This is a genomic window from Roseixanthobacter finlandensis, from assembly GCF_043195105.2.
GTDB lineage: Bacteria > Pseudomonadota > Alphaproteobacteria > Rhizobiales > Xanthobacteraceae > NCEH01.
Window position 1 is genome coordinate 128613 of record NZ_JBAFWO020000001.1, and the last position, 22179, is coordinate 150791.

The 22179-nt window shown below is 64.1% G+C and carries 22 protein-coding genes; 13 read left to right on the forward strand and 9 right to left on the reverse strand.

What is annotated here, in order from left to right; translation table 11 throughout:
- Nucleotides 1-27: 27 nt before the first annotated feature.
- The 10 genes from V5G24_RS25365 (at nt 28) to V5G24_RS25410 (ending at nt 10475) form a co-directional block, all read left to right on the forward strand.
- Nucleotides 28-1929, forward strand: coding sequence for a heavy metal translocating P-type ATPase (locus tag V5G24_RS25365; protein ID WP_394086187.1), 1902 nt, complete (start codon nt 28-30; stop codon nt 1927-1929).
- 60 nt (nt 1930-1989) lie between these two features.
- The gene (locus tag V5G24_RS25370) at nt 1990-2424 is read left to right on the forward strand and encodes a YqaA family protein (RefSeq protein ID WP_394086186.1); all 435 of its coding nucleotides are present in this window, start codon (nt 1990-1992) and stop codon (nt 2422-2424) included.
- A 5-nt stretch (nt 2425-2429) separates the two neighbouring features.
- The gene (locus V5G24_RS25375) at nt 2430-3149 is read left to right on the forward strand and encodes a nickel/cobalt transporter (protein WP_394072550.1); all 720 of its coding nucleotides are present in this window, start codon (nt 2430-2432) and stop codon (nt 3147-3149) included.
- A gap of 112 nt (nt 3150-3261) precedes the next feature.
- On the forward strand, nt 3262-4596 hold the full coding sequence (locus tag V5G24_RS25380; RefSeq protein WP_394086185.1) for a hemolysin family protein: 1335 nt from the start codon (nt 3262-3264) through the stop codon (nt 4594-4596).
- 128 nt (nt 4597-4724) lie between these two features.
- Nucleotides 4725-5543, forward strand: a complete 819-nt coding sequence (locus tag V5G24_RS25385) for a chromate resistance protein ChrB domain-containing protein (protein ID WP_394072537.1) — start codon at nt 4725-4727, stop codon at nt 5541-5543.
- Between the two features lie 11 nt (nt 5544-5554).
- Nucleotides 5555-6952: a chromate efflux transporter gene (gene chrA, locus V5G24_RS25390; RefSeq protein ID WP_394086184.1), complete on the forward strand. Its 1398-nt coding sequence runs from the start codon at nt 5555-5557 to the stop codon at nt 6950-6952.
- A gap of 335 nt (nt 6953-7287) precedes the next feature.
- Nucleotides 7288-7479: a DinB/UmuC family translesion DNA polymerase gene (locus V5G24_RS25395; RefSeq protein WP_366522822.1), complete on the forward strand. Its 192-nt coding sequence runs from the start codon at nt 7288-7290 to the stop codon at nt 7477-7479.
- A 114-nt stretch (nt 7480-7593) separates the two neighbouring features.
- Nucleotides 7594-8262 carry a DUF6088 family protein gene (locus tag V5G24_RS25400; protein ID WP_298307038.1) on the forward strand — a complete coding sequence of 223 codons (669 nt, stop codon included), beginning with the start codon at nt 7594-7596 and terminating at the stop codon, nt 8260-8262.
- Nucleotides 8259-9305, forward strand: coding sequence for a nucleotidyl transferase AbiEii/AbiGii toxin family protein (locus V5G24_RS25405; protein ID WP_298307036.1), 1047 nt, complete (start codon nt 8259-8261; stop codon nt 9303-9305). Before V5G24_RS25400 ends, V5G24_RS25405 begins: the two co-directional genes overlap by 4 nt.
- A gap of 78 nt (nt 9306-9383) precedes the next feature.
- Nucleotides 9384-10475, forward strand: coding sequence for a hypothetical protein (locus tag V5G24_RS25410; RefSeq protein WP_298307031.1), 1092 nt, complete (start codon nt 9384-9386; stop codon nt 10473-10475).
- 56 nt (nt 10476-10531) lie between these two features.
- Here V5G24_RS25410 and scpB read toward each other — a convergent pair whose 3' ends face one another.
- Both scpB and V5G24_RS25420 read right to left on the reverse strand, forming a co-directional pair.
- The gene (scpB, locus tag V5G24_RS25415) at nt 10532-11200 is read right to left on the reverse strand and encodes an SMC-Scp complex subunit ScpB (RefSeq protein ID WP_394072544.1); all 669 of its coding nucleotides are present in this window, start codon (nt 11198-11200) and stop codon (nt 10532-10534) included.
- Nucleotides 11201-11202: 2 nt separating this feature from the next.
- Nucleotides 11203-12144, reverse strand: a complete 942-nt coding sequence (locus V5G24_RS25420; RefSeq protein WP_394086183.1) for a DUF1403 family protein — start codon at nt 12142-12144, stop codon at nt 11203-11205.
- A gap of 124 nt (nt 12145-12268) precedes the next feature.
- Here V5G24_RS25420 and V5G24_RS25425 point away from each other — a divergent pair, with 124 nt between their 5' ends.
- From V5G24_RS25425 to V5G24_RS25435, 3 genes are all read left to right on the forward strand, one after another.
- A complete protein-coding gene (locus tag V5G24_RS25425; protein WP_394016338.1) occupies nt 12269-13369 on the forward strand; it encodes a site-specific integrase in 1101 nt (366 codons plus the stop codon).
- 136 nt (nt 13370-13505) lie between these two features.
- The gene (locus V5G24_RS25430) at nt 13506-13943 is read left to right on the forward strand and encodes a hypothetical protein (protein ID WP_394086181.1); all 438 of its coding nucleotides are present in this window, start codon (nt 13506-13508) and stop codon (nt 13941-13943) included.
- Nucleotides 13922-15232, forward strand: coding sequence for a hypothetical protein (locus tag V5G24_RS25435; RefSeq protein WP_394016337.1), 1311 nt, complete (start codon nt 13922-13924; stop codon nt 15230-15232). Before V5G24_RS25430 ends, V5G24_RS25435 begins: the two co-directional genes overlap by 22 nt.
- A 132-nt stretch (nt 15233-15364) precedes the next feature.
- Here the strand turns inward: V5G24_RS25435 and repC are convergent, their stop codons facing one another.
- The 7 genes from repC to V5G24_RS25470 form a co-directional block, all read right to left on the reverse strand.
- Nucleotides 15365-16594: a plasmid replication protein RepC gene (gene repC, locus V5G24_RS25440; RefSeq protein ID WP_394016336.1), complete on the reverse strand. Its 1230-nt coding sequence runs from the start codon at nt 16592-16594 to the stop codon at nt 15365-15367.
- Nucleotides 16595-16794: 200 nt separating this feature from the next.
- A complete protein-coding gene (repB, locus tag V5G24_RS25445) occupies nt 16795-17838 on the reverse strand; it encodes a plasmid partitioning protein RepB (RefSeq protein ID WP_394016335.1) in 1044 nt (347 codons plus the stop codon).
- A complete protein-coding gene (gene repA / locus V5G24_RS25450; protein ID WP_394016334.1) occupies nt 17838-19052 on the reverse strand; it encodes a plasmid partitioning protein RepA in 1215 nt (404 codons plus the stop codon). The genes repB and repA overlap by 1 nt, the downstream gene beginning before the upstream one ends.
- Nucleotides 19053-19343: 291 nt before the next feature.
- Nucleotides 19344-19664: a DUF736 domain-containing protein gene (locus V5G24_RS25455; protein ID WP_394016449.1), complete on the reverse strand. Its 321-nt coding sequence runs from the start codon at nt 19662-19664 to the stop codon at nt 19344-19346.
- 837 nt (nt 19665-20501) lie between these two features.
- Nucleotides 20502-20822, reverse strand: a complete 321-nt coding sequence (locus V5G24_RS25460; RefSeq protein ID WP_394016449.1) for a DUF736 domain-containing protein — start codon at nt 20820-20822, stop codon at nt 20502-20504.
- A gap of 625 nt (nt 20823-21447) precedes the next feature.
- Entirely contained in the window at nt 21448-21867 is a 420-nt protein-coding gene (locus tag V5G24_RS25465) for a hypothetical protein (protein ID WP_394015648.1), read from the reverse strand.
- A complete protein-coding gene (locus tag V5G24_RS25470) occupies nt 21857-22117 on the reverse strand; it encodes a type II toxin-antitoxin system Phd/YefM family antitoxin (protein ID WP_213375205.1) in 261 nt (86 codons plus the stop codon). The genes V5G24_RS25465 and V5G24_RS25470 overlap by 11 nt, the downstream gene beginning before the upstream one ends.
- Between the last annotated feature and the right edge of the window lie 62 nt (nt 22118-22179).

Genomic DNA, 22179 nt, shown 5'->3' on the forward strand with positions numbered 1-22179 from the left:
ACCGCAATCCGAGATAGCGAGCCGATCATGATGTCCGAGATATCAGGCGCCGAAAGCGTTGCACCGGCGCCCATGGCGGTTCCACAGGGCTGGCGATCGCTGATGACGCGCGAGCGTTGGTTCGAGGTCGCGCGCATCGTCTTTACCGGCCTGATGGCGTTGCTGTATTGGCGGCAGCTCATTCCGATACAAGCCTTGTGGGTGGCCGTTGCCATCGGCTTGTATCCGCTTGTCAAGACCGGCGTCGTTGACCTCGTAAATGAGCGCAAGATCGGCACCGAGATATTCGTCACCATCGCCACGGTGGTCGCGCTGATCGGAGGCGAGACCGTCGCCGGCGCGGTCCTCATGGTGATCATTCTGATCGCCGAGTTCATCGCCGATCTGAATATGGATCGCGCGCGAGCCTCTATCAAAGACCTGATCGGCTCCGTGCCGCAGGTTGCGCTTGTGCGAGACGCGCGCGGCGAACGCATTGTCCCGATCGAGAAACTGCGCGCAGGCGACGTTGTCTTGGTGCGGGCCGGCGAGAAGATCCCGGTCGACGGCACCGTCGTCGGCGGAGCGGCTTCGGTCAACGAAGCGTCGATCACAGGCGAGAGCATTCCGAAGGACAAAAGCGACGGTGCCGATGTCTTTGCGGGGACCATCGTCGAATCCGGCGCTTTGGACATCGAGACCGAGAAGGTCGGTGCCGACACCACCTTTGCCCGCATCATCAGTCTGGTCGAGAATGCCGAAGCGGAACAGGCACCCGTCCAGAAACTGGCGGACAAGGTCGCGTCATGGCTGATTCCGGTCGTGCTGATCTTCCTCGTTGCGGTTTATCTTTATACTCGCGACATCCGGATGATCGTCACTCTGCTGATTTTTACATCGCCTGCCGAACTGGGATTGGCGACCCCGCTGGTGATCATCGCAGCCATTGCGCGGGCCGCACGCAGCGGAATTCTGGTCAAAGGAGGCATCTATCTGGAGTCGTTGGCCAAGGTCGACGTCCTGGTGTTCGACAAGACGGGCACCCTGACGGCGAACAAGCCGGAGGTCGTCGGCGTGGAGATGCAAGATGGCACGATTTCGGAAGCTGATCTGATCAGCCTTGCCGCCGCTGCTGATCGGCGCTCGGCTCACCCCTTGGCAAAGGCAGTCGTCAACTACGCCGCCCGGATGAAAATCGACGTCCCGGAACCGGAACAGTATCAGCAGTTGCAGGCGCGCGGTGTGAAGGCGACGGTCTCCGGCCGCGCCGTGCTGGTCGGAAATGCATCCTTGTTGCGCGAGAGCGGCGTGCCGCTTTCCGATGCGATCGAGAATGGCGGACAGACGCCGGTTCACGTCGCGATCGATGGCAGGTTCGCGGGCGTGATCTTCATTGCAGACACATTGCGGCCCGGTGCGCGCGAAGCGCTGGCACGACTCCGCGCGACCGGGGTGAAGCGCATCGTCATGCTGACGGGTGATAATGAGGCCACGGCGCGGACCATCGCCAAGGAACTCGGCGTGGATGAAGTGCGTGCCGATTTGATGCCGCAGGACAAGGTTGCCGCCATCGCCGAACTGCAAAGGCAGGGTCATCGCGTGGCGATGGTCGGCGACGGCATCAACGACGCGCCGGCGCTGGCACGCGCCGATGTCGGCATTGCGATGGGCAGCGGCGGCACGCAGGCGGCGCTGGAGGCCGCCGACATTGCATTGATGAAGGATGATCTCACAAAAATTGTCAGCGCCCGCGCGATTGCTCGACGTGCTTACCGGACAATTCAAGAGAATCTCTTCGTTGGCGTCGGTGTTGTGCATGTCTTGGGCATTACCGCGGCGCTGATGGGCTGGATCGGCCCCATCGAGGCTGCCATGTTGCACTTGGGTCCTGATATCCTGGTGTTCCTGAATTCGGCAAAATTGCTGCGCATTCGCATCCGTGACGTTTGACAATGCGTTGTGGCCTTTCGCCGTTGCGCATGCTCGTCGCTACTCGACAGGACCAGAGTGATGGCCGATCTCGCCGTCTATGCCGGCCTGTTCCTGGCCGCGCTTGCCGCCGCGACCATCCTGCCGATGCAGTCGGAAGCGGTTCTGGTCGGGCTGCTGGTCGCGGATTATTCGCCGGGGCTGCTGATCACGGTGGCGAGCGTCGGCAATGTGCTGGGATCGGTGATCAACTGGCTGCTCGGGCGCGGCATCGAGCGGTTCCGGGACCGGCCCTGGTTCCCGGCAAGCGGCGGGAAACTGGAGCGCGCGCAGCGCTGGTATCGCCGCTACGGGAAATGGTCGCTGCTGCTGAGCTGGGCGCCGATCATCGGCGATCCGCTCACCGTCGTCGCCGGCGTTCTGCGTGAGCCGTTCCCGATGTTCCTGCTGCTTGTCACAATCGCCAAGATTGGCCGCTACCTTGTTCTCGCGGCCGCAACACTGGGATTCGCATGACGCAGATGCTGCAGGAGCTGATCAGTTTCCAGCGCGAGATCTATCTGGCTTTTGCGAACCAGATCACCGCGTTCGCCAATGGCGGCGGCTGGGGCGCGTTTCTGGTCTATCTGCCCATGGGCATCCTGTTCGGCGCCGCCCACGCCATGACGCCGGGCCACAGCAAGGCGGTGCTGGCCACCTATCTTGCCGGATCGCCGTCCGGCCTCGTTCGCGGGCTCGGCGTGTCGCTCGCACTGTCGTTCACCCATGTCACCATGTCGGTGATCATCGCGCTGTTGGCGCTGCCGCTGGTCTCGATCAGCCTGGGCAGCGTCGGGCGCGCGCCAATGCTCGAAGACGTCAGCCGCGGGCTTCTCGGCCTGATCGGCCTGTGGATGCTGTATCGCGCCTTCCGGCATAGGCCGCACCAGCATGACCACGGCGAAGGCATGGCCTTCGGCTTCATGGCCGGCCTCATCCCTTGTCCGCTGACGCTGTTCGTCATGACCTTCGCGATTTCACGGGGCGTGCCGGAGGCCGGTGTCGCCTTCGCGGTCACGATGATGATCGGCGTTGCGCTGGTCCTGTCGCTGGTGGCGGTCGCGACGATCCTCTTTCGCCAGAGGGTCGTTCATCTGATCGAAGGCCGGCCACTGCTGCTGGACAGGATCACAAGAGCCATCGAGGGGATCGCCGGGCTGTTGCTCACAACCATTGCCGTGCGCGAGCTGATCTGGCGATGAAGCCGCAGTCCAGTTCATCCGCCGGGCGGTCTGCCCCATCGTCACGCGGCGATGTTAGAAGTGTATTGCCTATCAACAACCCGAGGCGGCAGGAGCCGCCCGAGAGGAGACCATGCCTAGTACCGATGGCAGTAGTATCACCGACCTGATCGGGATACTCGCCGTACTTATTCTCGTTGCCGCAAATGGATTTTTCGTCGCGGCTGAATTTTCCCTCGTTGCCGTCCGCCGCAGCCGCGTCACGGAACTTGTCGCAGTAGGTCGGCTAAACGCTTCCGCGCTCGAGCGCGCCGTCGACAATCTCGACGCCAACCTTGCGGCGACACAACTCGGCATCACCCTGTCGTCGCTGGCGCTCGGCTGGGTCGGCGAGCCGGCGTTGGCCCATCTGATCGAACCTTTGTTGAGCGGCTTGCCCGGATCGCTCGCCACCGCCGGCTCGCACACCATCGCCGTCGTCATTGCCTTCGCCATCATCACCACGCTGCACATCGTGCTCGGCGAACTGGCGCCGAAGAGCCTTGCGCTCCAGCGCAGCGAGACCACGGCGCTCTGGGTCGTGCGGCCGCTCGGCATGTTCCTGTTCCTGCTCCGACCGGCGATCATCTTGCTCAACGGCTTGGGCAACCTCGTGCTGCGGCTCTGCGGACTGCAGCCGGGTGCCGGTGAGGGATCACTGCATTCACCCGAGGAGCTGAAGCTGCTCGTCGCCGCAAGCCAGGAAGCGGGCCTTCTTTATCAGGCCCAACAGGAGGTCGTCGAGCGCGTATTCAACATCGGTGATCGGCGCATCGCCGACATCATGACCCCGCGGCGTGACATCGACTGGATCGATGCCGATGACGGCCCGGATGAGATGCTCCGCACCATTCGCGAATGTCGCCATGAGCAGCTCCTTGTCGGTCGGGGTGGCATCGACGAGCCGCTCGGCATGATCCTGAAGAAGGATCTCCTCGATCAGGTCCTCGACGGGAAGACCATCGATCCAATGGCGGCGATCCGTGAACCCGTGATCGTACACGAGGCGACACCGATCTTCCGTGTGCTCGATCAGTTCAAGAAGGCGCCGGTGCGTCTGGCGATCGTCATCGACGAATATGGCGCCCTGGAAGGGATCGTCACCCAGACCGACCTGCTGGAAGCGATTGCCGGCGATCTGCCGGATGCGGAAGGTGAAGACCCGGATATCGTCGAGCGGGAGGATGGCTCGCTGCTGATCGACGGTATGATGCCGGCACATGATGCCTTCGCCCGGCTCGGCTTCAAGCTGCGATCGGCGGATGGCGACTTCCACACCATCGCCGGGTTCGCGCTCGCCCGGCTCGGGCATCTTCCCGAGGTCAGCGAGCATTTCGACTATGAGGGCTGGCGGTTCGAAGTCATCGACATGGACGGGAGACGAATCGACAAGCTGCTGGCCCGTCGGGAGCACGTGGAGGGGTCTTGAGGCCAGCCATAGGCTTGCGAATGGAGGACCTTGCGGGTAGATTGAGGTTAAGGGGTTATTCGCGATTGCCCCGTGAGGCGGCAGCCCAAACATCGCGTCCATCGTTCCCCAGAAGGGAGTGGACGCTCATGCCGTCTAGCACTGAAATAACCACGTCTCAGCTCGCCCGCCTCGTCGGTATTCCATCCGCGCCGGCTATCGTAGATGTGCGCCTGGCCGAGGATTTTGACGCCGATCCGCGTCTCCTCCCGGCGGCTGTCCGCCGGGACTTCCAGACCGTCACGAACTGGGCGGCCGAGTTCGCCGGCCGCGACGTCGTTGTCGTCTGCCAGAGGGGGCAGAAGCTCAGCCAGGGCGTGACCGCCTGGCTCCGGCATGAGGGGATCAATGCCGAGACCCTCGAAGGCGGCTTCGAGGCCTGGCGGTCGGCCGGTGGACTGCTGGTCAAGACCGAAAAGCTGCCGCCGCGCGATGAGCAAGGCCGCACCGTCTGGGCGACACGCGCGCGACCGAAGGTCGACCGCATCGCCTGTCCCTGGCTCATCCGCCGCTTCATCGATCCGACCGCCGTGTTCCTGTTCGTCGCGGCGACCGAAGTGGCCGCCGTCGCCGAACGCTTCAACGCGATAGCCTTCGATATCGACGACGTGTTCTGGAGCCACCGTGGCGAACGCTGCACCTTCGACACCATGGTCGAGGAGTTCGGCCTGACCTCGGAGCCACTGGACCGCCTGGCCACCATCGTGCGAGCGGCGGACACGGCGCGGCTTGATCTCGTGCCGCAGGCGGCCGGCTTCCTCGCCGCCTCGCTGGGCCTATCGCGGATGTTCCGCAACGATCTCGAACAGCTCGAAGCGGGCCTGCTGCTCTACGACGCCTTTTATCGCTGGTCCCGCGACGCGACCGAGGAAACGCACAACTGGCCGTCTAGCCAGAAGCTGGCATGAGGGAGGCGACCATGTCGATCACCCTCACGACGGATGATTCCGTCTCCACGCCTGCAGCCCCGACCTTCGCTGAAGCCACCAGGGTATGGGCCAGGATCGGCCTTCTCAGCTTTGGCGGGCCGGCCGGACAGATCGCCCTGATGCACAAGGAACTGGTCGAGGAGCGCCGCTGGATCGGCGAGCAGCGTTTCCTGCACGCCCTCAACTATTGCATGCTGCTGCCAGGACCCGAGGCGCAGCAGCTCGCCACCTATATCGGCTGGCTGATGCATCGAACCGTCGGCGGCCTCGTCGCCGGCATCCTGTTCGTCCTGCCGGGCGCCTTCGTCATGCTGGGCCTCAGCATCCTCTATGTGCTGTACCGCGAGGTGCCGCTGATCGACGCGGTGTTCTTCGGCGTCAAGGCGGCGGTCCTCGCGGTCGTGGTCGAGGCGGTGCTGCGGATCGGCCGGAGGGCGCTCAAGAACCGCGTGATGATCGCGATTGCCGTCGCGGCCTTCATCGGCATCTTCGTCTTCCGCATTCCGTTTCCGCTGATCATCCTCATTGCGGGTCTCGTTGGCTGGATCGGCAGCCGGCGGGCGCCGCAGATCTTCGCCGCCGGAGGGCATGGCTCCAAGGGAGCCGTTCCCGAGTTGAAGGGCGTCGTCGATCTCATGTTCGAGCGCGGCGAACTCACCCATGCCGACCCCTCCTGGGGACGGGCCTTCCGGGTGATCACCGTCTGGCTGCCGATATGGCTCGGGCCGGTCCTGTTGCTCTGGCTCCTGACCGGCACCTCCAGCGTCTGGACCCAGCTCGGCGCCTTCTTCAGCTCGATGGCGGTCGTCACCTTTGGCGGCGCCTATGCTGTCCTCGCCTATGTGGCGCAGGCCGCCGTCGACACCTTCGGCTGGCTCGCGCCGGGCGAGATGGTCGATGGGCTCGGCCTCGCCGAAACGACGCCGGGGCCGCTGATCATGGTGCTCCAGTTCGTCGGCTTCCTCGCCGCCTATCGGACGCCCGGCGTTCTCGATCCGCTACTGGCCGGCTGTCTCGGTGCTCTCCTGACCACCTGGGTCACGTTCGCACCGTGCTTTTTCTGGATCTTTCTTGGGGCGCCCTACATCGAGGCTCTGCGCGGCAACAAGGCGATCTCATCGGCGCTCTCAGCGATCACCGCCGCAGTCGTCGGCGTGGTCATGAACCTTGCTTTGTGGTTCGCGCTACACGTCGTGTTTCGGGAGGTGCGGACGTTCGAGATTCTCGGCGTCGGTCCGGACCTGCCGGTGCTCACATCGATCGACTGGCGGGCCGCAGTTCTCGCTGTCGCTGCGATGATTGCCATGTTGCGCTTCAAAGTCGGAATGATCCCGACGCTCGGCCTTTGCGCGGTGGCCGGTGTTTTTGTCAGCTATTTACCTGTGTGACACGAGGGAAGGCCCACTGGCGGACGAATTTGGGCACGTGATGTCCGCGCTAGGGCCGCCTCCATATGTTTACGCAGGAATTATCTGGATAATCGGGCGGTTCGCCTTCGTTCGAGCGCGGCAATCGGCGGTGATTGGGTAGCTATCTCGCAGAATAGCGCGCCATAACGTGGAATCGACGGGGTTCGCGGGCTACGAACGATGAAGATGGGCACTATGTCTGCGCAATAGCCACCTAAACCTCGCTATTACCCTCTCACCCGGAGAGTGCCCTTGCTTGGCGATAAGCAGAGTGCCGAGTGGTCACTGGCCTACAGAGAACCGCGCGGCTACAGATGAGGAAATACGCCGACTTCCAGCAGGTCACGCGCAGCCGGACGGTCGGCATGGCGTTTTCGGCGTCAGCGGATATCGAGGCTCTTGCGTTGTCCTTGCTTGCGCCGCTGTTCCCGGTCGCAAAGGGCATACGATTGATCGGCGTCACAGTCTCATCACTGGATGGGTTGCCTCGTCAGGCCGAGAGGTAGATTCAGCTCCCGCTCTTATAGGCCACGCCGGAAAAGCATGCCAAGATGTCCGAAGAATGCAGCATCGTTCGGACGCCCCTTGCTTATGTCCGAAATTTGCATCATATTTCGGACATGCTCGATCAACCAACCGCCGACCTCCGCCCTCGCCTTCTGGCCCGCGTCGACGCGAAGCCGAGCGAGGTCTGGACGCCAGGCGATTTCGCCGACCTCGGCAATCGCGCAGCTGTCGACAAGACGCTACAGCGCCTCGCTGCGGCCGGCGAACTGCGCCGGATCGACCGTGGGCTCTATGATCGGCCGCGAAAGAGCAACCTCACCGGCAAGCCGATGGTCCCCGACTATCGTGCCGTGATCCGAGCCGTGACGCGGCGGGACCAGGCCCGCGTCGTGGTCGACGGCATGACTGCGGCGAACGATCTCGGCCTCACCACAGCCGTCCCCGCACGCATCGAGGTCCTGATCGACGCGCGCCTGAAGCCGATCACGCTCGGCAAGCAAGTCATCCATTTCAAGTCGGCTGCGCCCAGCCGCCTGTATTGGGCGGGGCGGCCGGGTATGCGCGTCGTCCAGGCGCTTCATTGGATGCAGGACATGATGACGGAGGAGGAGGATCGACGGGTCGTCGAGAACCGCCTGCGCAAGCTGTTCGCCGACCCACAGCATGGCAAGGAGCTTCGCGACGATCTTCGCGCGGGTCTCTCAGCCATGCCGATCTGGATGCAGGATTTTCTACGGCCCTTGCTCGATACTGCCGACGCTGCGCCGGAGGATCGCTCGTGAGCAGCGCAGCCTTTCGCGAGGTCATCTCCGCTGCGCCCGGCGAGAAGCTCGACCTTTTCTTGACGACGGCGAACCGGCTCGGCGCACCGATCGGAAACATCGAGAAGGATTTTTGGGTCTGCTGGACCCTCAACGCCCTCTATCACGAACGGCCCGCCGGAGGTCCGCGCCTCCTGTTCAAGGGCGGGACGTCGTTGTCGAAGGCTTTCGGGCTGATCGAGCGATTTTCCGAAGACATCGATGTGACGGTCTTTCGCGACGATCTCGCCGAGCCCGCCTCCGTCGACGAGCTCGAAGCGCTATCGAACAAGAAGCGGCGGGCTCGACTGGACGCGATCCGAGACGCCTGTCGTGGCTATATTACCGGACCGCTGCACGGGTTCCTGACCAAGCACCTTGCCGAGGCAACGGACGGACGCGGCCGCGTCGAAATCGACGAGGCTGACCCCGAGGGGCAGACGCTTTTGGTCTGGTATCCCGAGGTCGAGCCGCGCGACGAGGCCTATGTGCGGCCGGCGGTGCGGATCGAGTCTGGAGCGAAGTCGGCCCTCGACCCGAACCATCCGAAGGAAATCCGCCCCTACATTGCCCAGGATGTGGCGGGCCTCGAGCTGGCGGTCCCGAACGTCACGACGATCAATGCCGAGCGCACGTTTTGGGACAAGGTCGTGATCGCGCACGGCCTGCGGCGCTGGTTTGAGCGCCGCGGCGAGCTGCGCCAGGCAGGCCAGCGCGTCTCGCGACACTTCTACGACCTCCATTGCCTTTTCGCCTCCGAGGTCGGCCGGTCGGCAATAGCCGATGCCGCCTTGGGAGCCGACTGCGTTCGGCACGCCCTCATGTTCTTCAACCGGCCCGACTACGATCTGGCGTCGGCCGCAACCGGGTCGTTCGCGATCGCGCCGTCCGCGGCCATGATTGACGCGCTCGCGCGAGACTATGCGAACATGACACCGATGATCTTCGGGGACGCCCCTCTCTTCGCGGACATTCTGACGTCGATGAAAGAGATCGAGCAGATGGCGAACGATCGAGGCCGATAAATGGTCGGTCGCAAATCGGAAGGCCCGCTCGGCGAGACACGGAAAAATCGGACGGAGCCAGAAGGCTAGGACCATCGCATGGCTGACATCTTGGAAAATGCACCGGTGAGACTGCCCGACCGTGCCTCGGTTGGAGCGGCCCTGGCGCGCCTTCCGGCCGGCGCCGACGAAGCCGCGCTCGCAGCAGCGCTGACCGCGGCGTTTCCTGGGTTCGCCTTCTTGGCGGCGATTGACGACGACCAGTACTGGCGGGTCGAGCGCTCGGTGCTTGCCGCCGACGGAACCCGGATCGCCGAGTACCGACCGTGGATGGAAGCAGAACTCGCCAAGGACAAGGGCAACGTCGGGGCTCTCTGGTCTCGGTTACAGCAGACCGAACTTCAGATCTCGGAATGGCACGGCAACAGCGTGTACGCCTTCGCGCCGACCGGATCGGGCGCGGCCGACTACGTGCAGATTTCGGTCGGCCGCGAGGTGGAGTGGCGTGCTGGGCCGATCGTCAATCCATCATCTCGCCCCTGGAGCGAGCTGGAGCTGCTTGATCCGTCATGGATCGACCATGACGCCAGGTCCGACGACAAGGTGATCGCGGGCCCGCTCTACCGTTTGAGCAAGCGTACCGGCAGCAGTGTCGTGCATGTCCGGACATTCCTCGCGCGGTGCGCGCGCCTCGAGCGCGAGAAGCGTGAGGCGCGCCGCCCTGAGATGGAACAGCGCGTCTGGATCGGCACCGACGGCACGCAGAGGCCCTTCCTGGAATTGCAGCCCAATTGGTTCGATGTGGTGCCGCGCGAGGTGCGCTTCTTTCAGGACTGGGAGGAATCGAGCGCGCGCAGCGCGCGCGTCTTCGAGCATTGGGCACTCGACATCACCGACTATGAGCACAACGGCCAGCGAGAGATCGGGTTCATCACCCGTCCGCTGCATCTGCCGAAGGAGAGCCTGGAGGCCGGCGATGCCTCAGTGCATATGCTGATGGATCGCACAGAGGCGATCGATCGCGAGGTCGGCCTTGCCTTCGGCTGGTACTTTCTCATGACGCACGGCAACCGAGTCGATCCCGATGTTGGCGACGCGATCGCGCAGGGCCTGCGTGACGCGCGTGTGCGCCTGCCAGACCATGACGCCAAGGTGCTGTTGCGGTGGGCTGACCAGCGCTACGGATTCTGACCGACGATGAATTGGCGGCTTCGCCCCGGCCATAAATACAGATCCATTTTGAAATCTTACTCGCTCGCGCCGTCGTCAAAATCGTCGGCCTCTCCGCCGGCGATCGGAATATCTCCAGCCAGCAGCTTCTCTTTGCTGAGCAGGCCGGCATCCTCGAGCGCCTCCATGTCCGGCAGGTCGCGGAGCGTGTCGAAGCCAAAATGCGACAGGAACCCCGGGGTCGTCACGTAGGTATAGGGCGCACCCGGCGTCGGGCTGCGCGGCCCGGCAGCGATGAAGCCGAGCGACCGCAGATGGCCGATGGTGTCGCGGCTGACCTCCTTGCTGAAGAACTGGCCAAGCTCGCCGCGGGTGATCGGCTGGAAATACGCGATGCACATCAGGATCAGCGCATCCGATTGCGACAGCGGCTTCGTCTCGGTTCCAAGCCCTGTCGCCGTGCGGATGGCATCGGCGAAGCTCTTGCGGGTGCGGTGCTGCCAGCCGCCGGCGACCGCGACCAGCTCGTAGGGCCGGCCGCGCAGCTCGCCGCGGATATCGTCGATGATGAGGTCGAGATTGCAGTCCCGCCCGACGACCCGCGCCAGCACCTCACGCCCGACCGGCTCGGGCGAGGCGAAGATCACCGCCTCGACCCGGCCCATCCATTCGCGCCAGCGCAGCTCCGGCGGCAGATCGGCGAGCTCGGTGTCAAGCTCCTGCTTGGCTCGCGCGCGCCGGGCCATGGTCAGAGCCCGTAGAGCCGGAAGGTCGGCCGGCCGGTGAGCTCACGCACGCCGCCGAGCGCGACCAGGCGCTCGAACAGCCGCCGGCTCGAGCGGTCGCTCGCGGCCTTGCCGGTCCTGGCCGGCTGCGCGTCCTCGCTGATGAGGATCGCCACCATCATGTCGGCGTCCTTGCCGCGCAGCTGCGGCGCGGCGGCGAGGAGCCTGTCGGCGCGGCGGGCGAGATCGGCGTGCAGGTCGGCCGCGGCCGCCGAGCCCCGGGCATAGGCCAGGTTGCAGGCGGCAAGCCAGCCGCTGTCGCCGGCGACATGCGCGGCGGCGTGACGGAAATCGGCGCGCTTCAGATGGGCGGCGAGCAAAGGCACCGGCACCGGCCATTTGAGGCGATGCGCCAGGACCGCATCGGCGAGCCAGAGCGCCAGCGGCCGGCTGTCGGGCCGAAACCGCAGGCTGGTCGCCGCCACTCCCGCCGCGGCGCGCACCGCACTCCCCGGCCCTTTGAGCTGGTCGGTGGCGAAGGCGATGACGTCCTGCAGCGCGTCGTCGTAGCGGTGGGCCAGCAGCGCCGCGAGCTTGAGCTCCCAGTCGCCGGCGGCCATCGCCGACCGCTCGCTCAAGGCGCGCCAGGCCTTGAGGAGCTGCCCGGCGGGCCCTGGGTCGTCGCCGTCGCGGCGCAGATACCAGTGGTCGCGCAGCATCGCCTCGTCCTCGGTGCGGCCGTTCTGCTGCGCCAGCGCGGCGGCGCAGCCAAGCGCCAGGCGCTGGCGCCAGAGGGTGCCGAGCGGGTGCTCGTGGCGGGCGATCGGATGCAGCGCCGCCAGCGCCGCCCCGGCGAGAAACTCCGTATCTTCAACGGCTTCGCCGGTCGCGGGCTGGCGCGCCCAGCCGGGAAAGGCCGGAAAGGTCGGAGGGGGCTCGGGGATGAGTCGCGCGCGCGAGGCCATGCCGGAGCGTATCCGATGGCGGCGCTTTCTGCCAGAGATTTGGCCGCTAACCGCCGCACCTGTCGGACAATAAAAACGAACGATAATGTTGCATTATCGGTCGTTTCTGTCTTTATATAGAAGCATGCATGAAACGAGCCCTCCGAGCCCCGAAAACGACGCCCAGGAGCACGCGCCGCCCTCCCCTGCAGCGCCGCCACCCGTCGTCATTTCCGCGCCGCAGCCGTCGGCCGACCTGCCCGCCCATCTCGAACGCCTCGCCGATCGCGCCCGCGACTATGCCGAAGCAGCGAGCTCGGCCAACACCCGCCGCGCCTATGCCGCCGACTGGAAGCATTTTTCCGCCTGGTGCCGGCGCCAGGCGTTGTCTCCCCTGCCCCCGGACCCGCAGGTGGTCGGGCTCTACATCACCGCCTGCGCCTCCGGTGCGGCAACCGCCGATCGCCAGCCGAACGCCGTCGGCACGATCGAGCGGCGTTTGTCGGCCCTCTCCTGGAACTATGCCCAGCGCGGCACGCCGCTCGACCGCGCCGACCGCCATATCGCCACCGTGCTCGCGGGGATCCGCAACACCCATGGCCGGCCGCCGGTGCAGAAGGAAGCCGTGCTGCCGGAGGACGTCATCGCCATGCTGGAGACGCTCGAGCGTGGCACGCTGCGCGGCCTACGCGACCGCGCCATGCTGCTGCTCGGCTTCGCCGGCGGGTTGCGGCGGTCCGAGATCGTCGCGCTCGATGCCGGCCGCGATCAAACCGAGGACGGCCGCGGCTGGGTCGAGATCCTCGACAAGGGGATGCTGGTGACGCTACGCGGCAAGAACGGCTGGCGCGAGGTCGAGATCGGCCGCGGCTCCTCGGACTCGACCTGCCCGGTCGTCGCCTTGCAAACCTGGCTCAAGCTGGCGAAAATTCCCCATGGACCGCTATTCCGGCGGGTCACCGGCCAGGGCAAGGACGTCGGCCCGGATCGGCTCACCGACCAGCAGGTGGCGCGGCTGGTCAAGCGCACCGCGCTCGCCGCCGGCGTGCGGCCGGATCTGAGCGAGGGCGAACGAGAGAGTAAGTTCGCTGGGCATTCGCTGCGCGCCGGCCTCGCCTCCTCGGCCGAGGTCGACGAGCGCTACGTGCAGAAGCAGCTCGGCCATGCCTCGGCCGAGATGACCCGGCGCTACCAGCGCCGGCGCGACCGCTTCCGCGTTAACCTCACCAAGGCGGCAGGATTGTAGCGTCGGCCGAAGCATGCTCCGACCTTGCCGGTGCGTGCCCAGCGAGCCACTTCACGGACTTGCCCGCTGATTTTTCGGGAATTGGAAGGCACCTCTGATAAGGTGACGGTCCAAGGCGTCTTGAGGCAAGTTAAGCATGGCTCGACCTGGCAACAATCCGAAGCGACGGATAGCGCGCGAAGGCTTCCTGACAGACGAACGGAAAGCCGAGCTTGCGGTCAATGCGCGATACGGTGGCAGCGGCCATCATAAGAGGAACCCAGCGGACTACGGCCTAGAGAGAACCAATCCGCGGCCGACAAAGTCGCTTTGTGACGCTCTTAAGGTGATCCGGTTGGAGCAAGCCAGCGAGCTAATGCGTCGAGGCATTTCTCGAGGAGCAGTCAGCGAACTCGCCTACAATGGTTTTCCAAAATTCATCTGGTGCGTCGACGAAGATGGCGAGGTTTATGAGGCGAAAACTGACCCATCTACGTTAGGGGTATATCACGGCTACCGTCTTGAAGAAGAGGACGATCTGCGCGACTACGTAAGAGATATTTGGAAGCAACGATGCCTGTCAGTTGGTCAATAGCTGCCGAATGGGAGCAACTCGATGCCGGGTCGCCGGAGGAGCGTGCATGCTTTTCTGCGCTTGGCATCAAGGCGCATGATCTTTGGCTGACAGAAGGCAACGACGTCCTAGCCAATAGGCTGCGTCAAGCGCCCCTACTCTCTGCCTACCACCTCGCCGAGTGGCTCGCCTGGAATTGGTGGCGTTTGCGTTGGGAGCCACGCTCAAATTCCAAGGATTGGGCTTACGCCCATCGTCTGACGACAATTGGATCGGGGTATATCTGGCCAAATTTGACGATTTTCTCCGATGGCGAACGAACCGCATTGATTTCGAAACCCACGACGGAACGCCCCCAAACGCCTTTCCGCTACATCACCGATCACGCGGTCATCCTGCCCGCCAGCGAGTTCGAGGCTGGCATTGACCTGTTCCTCAGTCAGGTGTTGGAGCGCCTTAGCTGGGCCGGCATCGAAGACAGCAATCTCCAGACAGTTTGGTCGGGCGTAATTGCAGAGCGTAAAACACCAGCTTTCGTACGCACTCGCAAATTGGAGGCTCTGCTGGGTCAGGATCCTGACTCCCAGGAGCAACTTGTCGATCAATTGGTTCGCGACATCGAGGATCTTGGGTTGTCTGGTGTTGAGGAGCTGGCAGCGGAACACGGCCAAAGCGGCAAGCTTTTGACCGGGGACGACCTTCGTGAAGCAGCTCAGAGGAGCGGTTTCGATGCCTCGCCACGCGATGTCATTCGGCTACCAGCTACTGAAGTGCCGAAGCGCAGCGGTCTGACCCCCGCTTACAGAGCAGGAGCCACGGCGGCCCGTGCCCTTCGTGAACACCACCGGCTCGGTGAGGGTCCGCTTACGGATGTCCAGTTAGCTGAGATGGCGGGCGTTGTTCGCGCAATCATACCGGACGTTCGAGGCGGGGCATCTATCTCTTTCGCGCTCGACGAAAAGCCCACTCAGGGCCGGGTTGTTCTTCGATCCAAATGGCGGACTGGGCGCCGCTTTGAACTTGCACGGCTTCTGGGCGATCGTCTTGCCAGACCGCCGAGCGGAGCTCTTCTGCCCGCGACTCGCGCTTACACCTACCGACAGAAAGTTCAACGGTCCTTCGCCGCAGAATTGCTCAGCCCGTTCGAGGTTGTCGATGCGATGCTCGGCGACGATTATTCTATGGAAAATCAACAGGACGTTGCCGAACACTTCGAAGTCTCGCCCCTGACGATTCGTACATTGCTCGTGAATCACGGCCGCCTGGCTCGCGAGGGGCTTGAGACCGAATTTGAGACCGCCGCAGCCTAATGGGCTTCCATAAGGCGAGCCGTCCGATTGTGCGGGCACGAGACGAACGTTGTTCTCGACCGAATGGAACGACCCGATGGTTACCGAGCGTCGCCGGACGACTACACGGCTATTCCCGCGGTTCGACATGGGTCATGCTCGCTTCTTGTCGCGCTTTCTGCTGCCGATCAGCGCCATCAGCATCGGGCCAAGAGAGAACCCTCCGGCTTCCGCCTTTTTCGTCAAATCGCGGATATAGCCGCCGGCGCTATTGATCGCGGCACCGCGCTGCAGGATCGCCGCAACCACCACAGCAGCCTGAACCTCTCCCATGACGGTCCGCGCCTCCTCCCAGGCGCTCGGACTGATCCCCAGCATGGGCCGGACCACGGCAACGGTCGCCAGGAAGTCCCGCCAGTTCGAAATCCCGGACTTGGAGTAGTCGCAAACATCGGGACAAGCGTCGAGAACCATCCCCAAGGGGTAGGACCCTTCCGGCATCCGCGGCGTTTGGGGTTCTGGCGCTGCCTTCGCCCCCCTCTCTTCTCGGAGAGCAGGTTCAAGTTCAATTAGGGAGTCTGGATTTGAATTATGTATGTGGCGCTCAAATGTGGATTCATTGGTGCTCGTTTTTTCTGTTTTTGCATGAGCCTCCAGCAACATAAGGATCTCATCAGCCAGCATGGTGAGCTCCTCGGCAACTGGCTCGAGCTCAGCGAGTGTGGCGCTTCGCGGAATCCGAGCCATGATCGCGCGAAACAGCCCGTGGATCTCCGCCCAGTCCGCCGGACCCTGCCCTGCCCGCTTCGTCGGCACGCCCTCCTCGAGGCCTGTCGCGATCATTTTCGCGATGTCACGCCGGCAGATGGTGATGCGTTCGCGCACGAGCTTCATCTCACGCTCGGCCGCCAGGATCGCCTCGGCAATCTGCGCAAACTCTTCGGCCCGCGCCACGAGCGGCCCGAGGTCGAAGCCAAAGGCCATCGCGACCTCGCCGTCGCGGCCCTTGCGGGCGTATCGCTTCCCGTTCGGGCTGTCGCGGCGAATGATGAGCCCAGCGTCGACGAGGACGGCCAGGTGCTTGCGCAGCGTTGATGCCGGCATGCCATGCGCCCGCCGTGCCAGCTGATCGTTCGAGGGAAAGACGATCAGGTCTTCCCCCGTCAGCATGGTCTCCGGGTGAAACGTCAGTAGCGCGTTGAGCACCGACAGCGCGCGCTCGGACACGCCGAATGTGACCCTCGCAATGCAGAGCGTCTGATAGACGTGCCATTTGTGAACCGCCTTTTCGAGCGGCCGTGCTTTTGCGATCGCCTGATTTGCCACATGGGCAAGCGTCAGCGTTCGCCGCCCGAAGGGCGTCGTCGATAGGTGTGGTTCCATGTCTCTGCCTCTATGAGGGCAAAGGAAATCTGCTCGCCGAAACGGCGCTCAATCTCTCACGAGACTCTTGACTGTGATTCGCGGAAGTGTGATTCTCGTAATCGCCAAAGAACGAGAAGGGCTTCCGGAACTCCGTTTCGGGGGCCTTTTTCTTTTGCCGCGTTGCTCCTAGCTGGTTGCGGTGAGCTTCGTACGGTCGGTCAGTCCTCCTTTTTCTCGTTGCTGTAGGTCTCGAAAAGGCGATCCATCTGCGTCAGCAGGAAATCGCCAAACCCGGGAGCATTGCGTTTGTCGATCGACAGAACGAATGCCCGGTCGGTCGATGAGACGCGTGCGACGCGCACGCCGGCGGGTGTGGACCAGTATTGTCCATGCGCCTTCTTGGCGACGGCGCGAGCTGCCGGCTCCTCCGGCACGGGGGGATTCGAGATCAGTCCAAAGACAAGATCAAATCGTTCATCGGATGAAGCCGCCTGCACATCGGCCGACGCGAGAAAATCGGTCACTTGCTCGATGTCGACACCCGCCTCGAAAGCAGTGGCCAGATCAACCCATCGGTCCCGGCCAGTCGTCGGCGCCGATCCGATAGCCTCAATGATCGCAAGCGGGATCTTCTTTACCACCGAGATCATTCGCGAGACGACCGTCTTGTCGACGGTCAAAGCGCTCATGATTGTCTCGCGATCGTAGCCCCCTTCCTCCAACCGCCAGGCGAACAGAGCGCGCTCTATGAATGAGAGGTTCGCTCGCGCGCTGTTTTCCTGTCCCTGGGCGAGGACGAGATCGCGATCCGAGAGCTTCTTGACAACGGCTCGGACCTGGCGTCCGAGCACCTTGCAGGCTCGCCAACGCCGTCGCCCGAACGCGAGTTGATAGCGCCCGCTCTCCTTTGGATGGGGCCGGACGAGCACGGGGGAATCCTGACCGCGCGCTTCGATTGCCGCGACCAGCGTACGGAAGTCCGCGTCATCGTCGTGCGACAAACGGTCGGCGATAAAGGGCGGGTCGATGATGTCCGGGTCGACATCGATTACCGTCTCGCCGGCAGTGAGGCGGGCTTCGAGGTCTCTGGCTGCGTCTGCTCGCGCGGCCAACTCGTCAATAGAGCGCGTGACGGCACCGAGAGCGCCTCGGGTTGCGAACGCCGGAGGCGACACTCTTTGCGGCACCGCGGGAGCATCGTCGGAGTTGACTGCCGTCAACTTTTTCTCAGGTGAGGCGGAGAACAGTCCCTTGCGTGCCATTACCCCCTCCCCCAGGCCTTGTGGATTAGCCCCTCGATCTCTCCATTGACCGCGTCGAGAGACTCGATCGCCCGATCGTATGTGCTCGGCGTGAACTCCTTTCGTTCGACCTCATAGAGCGTTTGCTTCGTAAGGCCGGCATCGGAGATCGCGACGCTCTTCAGCATCGGATTGGTCAGGACGTGACGTCCGAACCGTGTGCGAATGAAGGTGACCATCTCGGTCTGCGGTTGGTCCGACGCCTCGTAGCGCGTGATGAGGTAACGCACCCAATCGTACTGCATCTTGCCGCCGGCTTTCTTCAGATGCGCCATGACGTCTCCGAGCATCTGCAGGAACTGAGACATGGACATCACGTCGAGCATCTGCGGATGCACGGTGACGAGCAGGGCGGTCGCTGAACACAGGGCGATCATGGTCAGATAGCCGAGCTGCGGCGGGCAATCGAGAATGACGACGTCGTACCGGTCTGCTACCGGGCCGAGTGCCTCGTCCAGTCGCGCGAAGAATTGGCGGCCCATGCTGCCGCTTTCCTTCGTCGCCAATACGAGCGGAGTGTCATACTCGAAGTCCATCAGCTCGATGTTGCCAGGCACGATATCGAGCCCGGCAAAGTTCGTCCTCCGGATGACATCCGAGAGAGGGCGCCGCTCGTCATCATATCGAATTGCGCCGTAGAGCGTCTCATTGCGGCCGACATCAAACTCGGGCTGAAGGCCATGAAGCGCCGTCAGGCTCGCTTGAGGGTCTAGATCGATGGCCAGAACGCGATGACCGGCCAGCGCAAGATGTTGAGCTAAATGGGCGGCCGTCGTGGTCTTTCCACTTCCTCCCTTGAAGTTGGCAACCGCGATGATCTGGAGATGCTCGGGGCCCTGGCGATGCGGAACATAGCGCTTCCTGGCTCTGGCATTGTCGTCGAGGTACTGGCGAAGCTCTAGGATTTGCTCAGCGCTGTACGAGCGGCGGCCGGATGGCGTCACCGACGGAGCCGGCCCCTTGCCTTCGAGCGACAGGTTTCGGAGATAGCCCGGCTTCACCCCAAGGAATCGGGCTACCTCACTTAACTGAAACGACCGCAGCGACTTCTCCGCCACGGGCGGGAAATGCTCAAGCCAATGCGCTTGCAGCTTTGCTGATAGATCGCGACCATGCTCCATGATGAGCGAGTCGACGTCATCAACTGCATCGGTGGCGCGTGAAGTGTCGGCCATTCGTTTTTCCCGCACATGCGCTTTCAACGCCACTTCTGACGTAGAACCGCATTTAGAGCCGATTCTAACGGTGCGGCAAGGCTTTTTGGGTTAATGAAAGGTTAACGACGCGAGGCGTCGGCAAACGCTCTGGCCATCCAGAGTCAATTCTCTCGTGGACATCGCCTTTGGCGCTCTTCGCTTGGCCGTTCGGCGCTTCCCCGGCGACGCCCCGCCAGAGCGGATCGGTGACGGCTTGATCGGATTTGCGAGGCGCCGACCCCGCTGTTGGGCGGGGCCGGCGGCTTCGGGTCAGCTGGCGGGGTTCCAGATGATGACCTTCTTGGCGGGATCCTCGCCCGGCGCCGGCGCCACGTTGCCGTAGATGGTGCCGAACTCGGGGGCCGAGAGCGAGACCGAGATGTACTCCTCGCCGGTGGTCTTCGAGATCCGGTTCCAGCCGGCGCCTAGCTCGAAGCCGTTCTTGCGCGAGATCACGCGGTAGTCAGGCTCGTTGTCCTTCGCCTTGCGGGTGTTCGGCACCAGCGCGATCGGGGCGGTGACGTTGAGGGTGGCGAGCGTGCCTTCGAGGTTGCCGTCCGCCTTCTGGGTGAGGGTTGCGATCGTGGCCATGTGAAGTCTCCTTGAGGTTGCTCGGGGACCATCCCCGATGACGCCCAAAGGAAGGGGCCGGACGCCGTCGTCACCGCAGCGCAGGGGAACCCCCGGTCGGGGTCCCCGCGATGCCCGCATCGTGGGGTGGCCAGCGGGGTTGACGGCACTAGGCGGCCGAGACCCGGACACAGGCGGCAAAGAGGAGGGGATGGGCTTCGAAGCCACCGACCACAGGAGCCCCTGCCACCAGGCCATGCCCCGCCCTCGCCCCCACCAGGCAGGACCCGCACCGCAGCGCCCGCCCCCCGTCCCGGCCACTGCCAGTCGCGACGCCGGCGCTCACACCCGCTGGCGGACATCCGGCATACGCACAACGATCCCGCCGACGGCGCCGCGCCAGCGCCCGCTTGAACCGCAGATCGCCACCTCGGCGAGAGCCTTCACGTCGAACCGGTGGCCCGGTCTCGGCCGCATCCCCGACAACGCGCAAGGCGACGAGGCATGCCCGACTTCACAATCGCAATCCCGGCACGTCCATAGCCGGCACCGGACCAGCCAGCGCGCGCGGTGACGGACTAGCCTCATCGGGGCGCATCTTTGCAAATGCGCCTTCCAGGAAGGCCAACCAAGGAAGGCGCCCGGAGGCATGGCAGGAACGGAGTTTGATTGCCGCTCGCTTGGTCTGAACCGTACAAGGCCGGTCCGTCCGAGTTGACTGCCGTCAACTTTTTGACCGCGAGCGCTCCGATCTCCTCGCGGCCAATCCGGAGGATGCTGCGGGACGGCGGAGTTGACGGCTGTCAACTCAAAGACTGAGCGCCGACCCCGCTGTTGGGCGGGGCCGGCGGCTTCGGGTCAGCTGGCGGGGTTCCAGATGATGACCTTCTTGGCGGGATCCTCGCCCGGCGCCGGCGCCACGTTGCCGTAGATGGTGCCGAACTCGGGGGCCGAGAGCGAGACCGAGATGTACTCCTCGCCGGTGGTCTTCGAGATCCGGTTCCAGCCGGCGCCCAGCTCGAAGCCGTTCTTGCGCGAGATCACGCGGTAGTCAGGCTCGTTGTCCTTCGCCTTGCGGGTGTTCGGCACCAGCGCGATCGGGGCGGTGACGTTGAGGGTGGCGAGCGTGCCTTCGAGGTTGCCGTCCGCCTTCTGGGTGAGGGTTGCGATCGTGGCCATGTGAAGTCTCCTTGAGGTTGCTCGGGGACCATCCCCGATGACGCCCAAAGGAAGGGGCCGGACGCCGTCGTCACCGCAGCGCAGGGGAACCCCCGGTCGGGGTCCCCGCGATGCCCGCATCGTGGGGTGGCCAGCGGGGTTGACGGCACTAGGCGGCCGAGACCCGGACACAGGCGGCAAAGAGGAGGGGATGGGCTTCGAAGCCACCGACCACAGGAGCCCCTGCCACCAGGCCACGCCACGCCCGCGCCAGGCAGGACACGCACCGCCGCACTCGCTCCCCGTCCCGGCCACCGCCAGTCGGGACACCGACGTTCACGCCCGCTCGCGGACATCCGGCATACGCAGGTCGATCACGCCGACGGCGCCGCGCCGGCGCCCGCCGGAACCACGGACCGCCACCAACGGCAGGAACCCTCACGTCGATCCCCAGCCACGGTCCAGGGCGCATCCCCGACAACTCGCAAGGCGACGAGTCATTCCCATCTTGGGCAACATCGGCCCGCCAGAACCGCTGCCGGGCACCATCGGCAAGCGGGGCCGGCGCTCAGCAACCGCCGTGAGCGAAGAGGCCGACGCGCTCCGCGGTCGGCACAGAAGCCTTCCGGCAAGTCCGTAACACCCCCTAGTCGATGCGGTCTATGCGCACCTGTCCGGCCCGGAAGAGGGGAGACACCGCGCTCGCAAGTTTCATCATGAAGGAACGACTGAAACGTCCGAGTGCGGGCTCGCCCGCATCGAGATAGAAGGACCGCTCGGCGATATCATAATTGTACTCGCTGACGCTGATCCAGGCCCGCTTGAGATCGCTGAGCCCGCCGCGCCGGCATTCGATTTCGGGAACCTCGATCGCGACCTGCTCGGAGCCCGGTTGGCGGCTTGAAATCGCCAGGAGCGCAAGATGGGTCAGACCGTCAGATCCGCGCACTGCGAGGATAACGCAGACGGGTCGATCCTTTCGACCTTCCGTCTCGCCGCGTTCCTGCTGCCACTTCCAGAGGTACGGATACTGGACGATCGTGCCGGGACGCAGGTCACCGGTCATCGTCGTAGCCTTCGCCCGTCGCCAGACGGTCGAGCTCAGCCGAGAACAACGAGGCGACGTCGTCCGGCGTTTCACCGGCGGCGTATGCGCGGCGGGGGTCGCCTTCGCCCCTGATCTTCTGGTAGTGCTCGTAGCTCATCATGACGAAGCGGGGCTTGCGATGCCGCGTGATGACGATCGGCGACTTCGTCGCCGCATCGGTGACTTCGCCGACCTGCTTGTTGAGGTCATTGGTGGTGAAGGCGCGCATGTGAATGCTCCCCGAAAATATCCATGATTTCCATCATATCCATGTTTCCCATGATTTCAAGG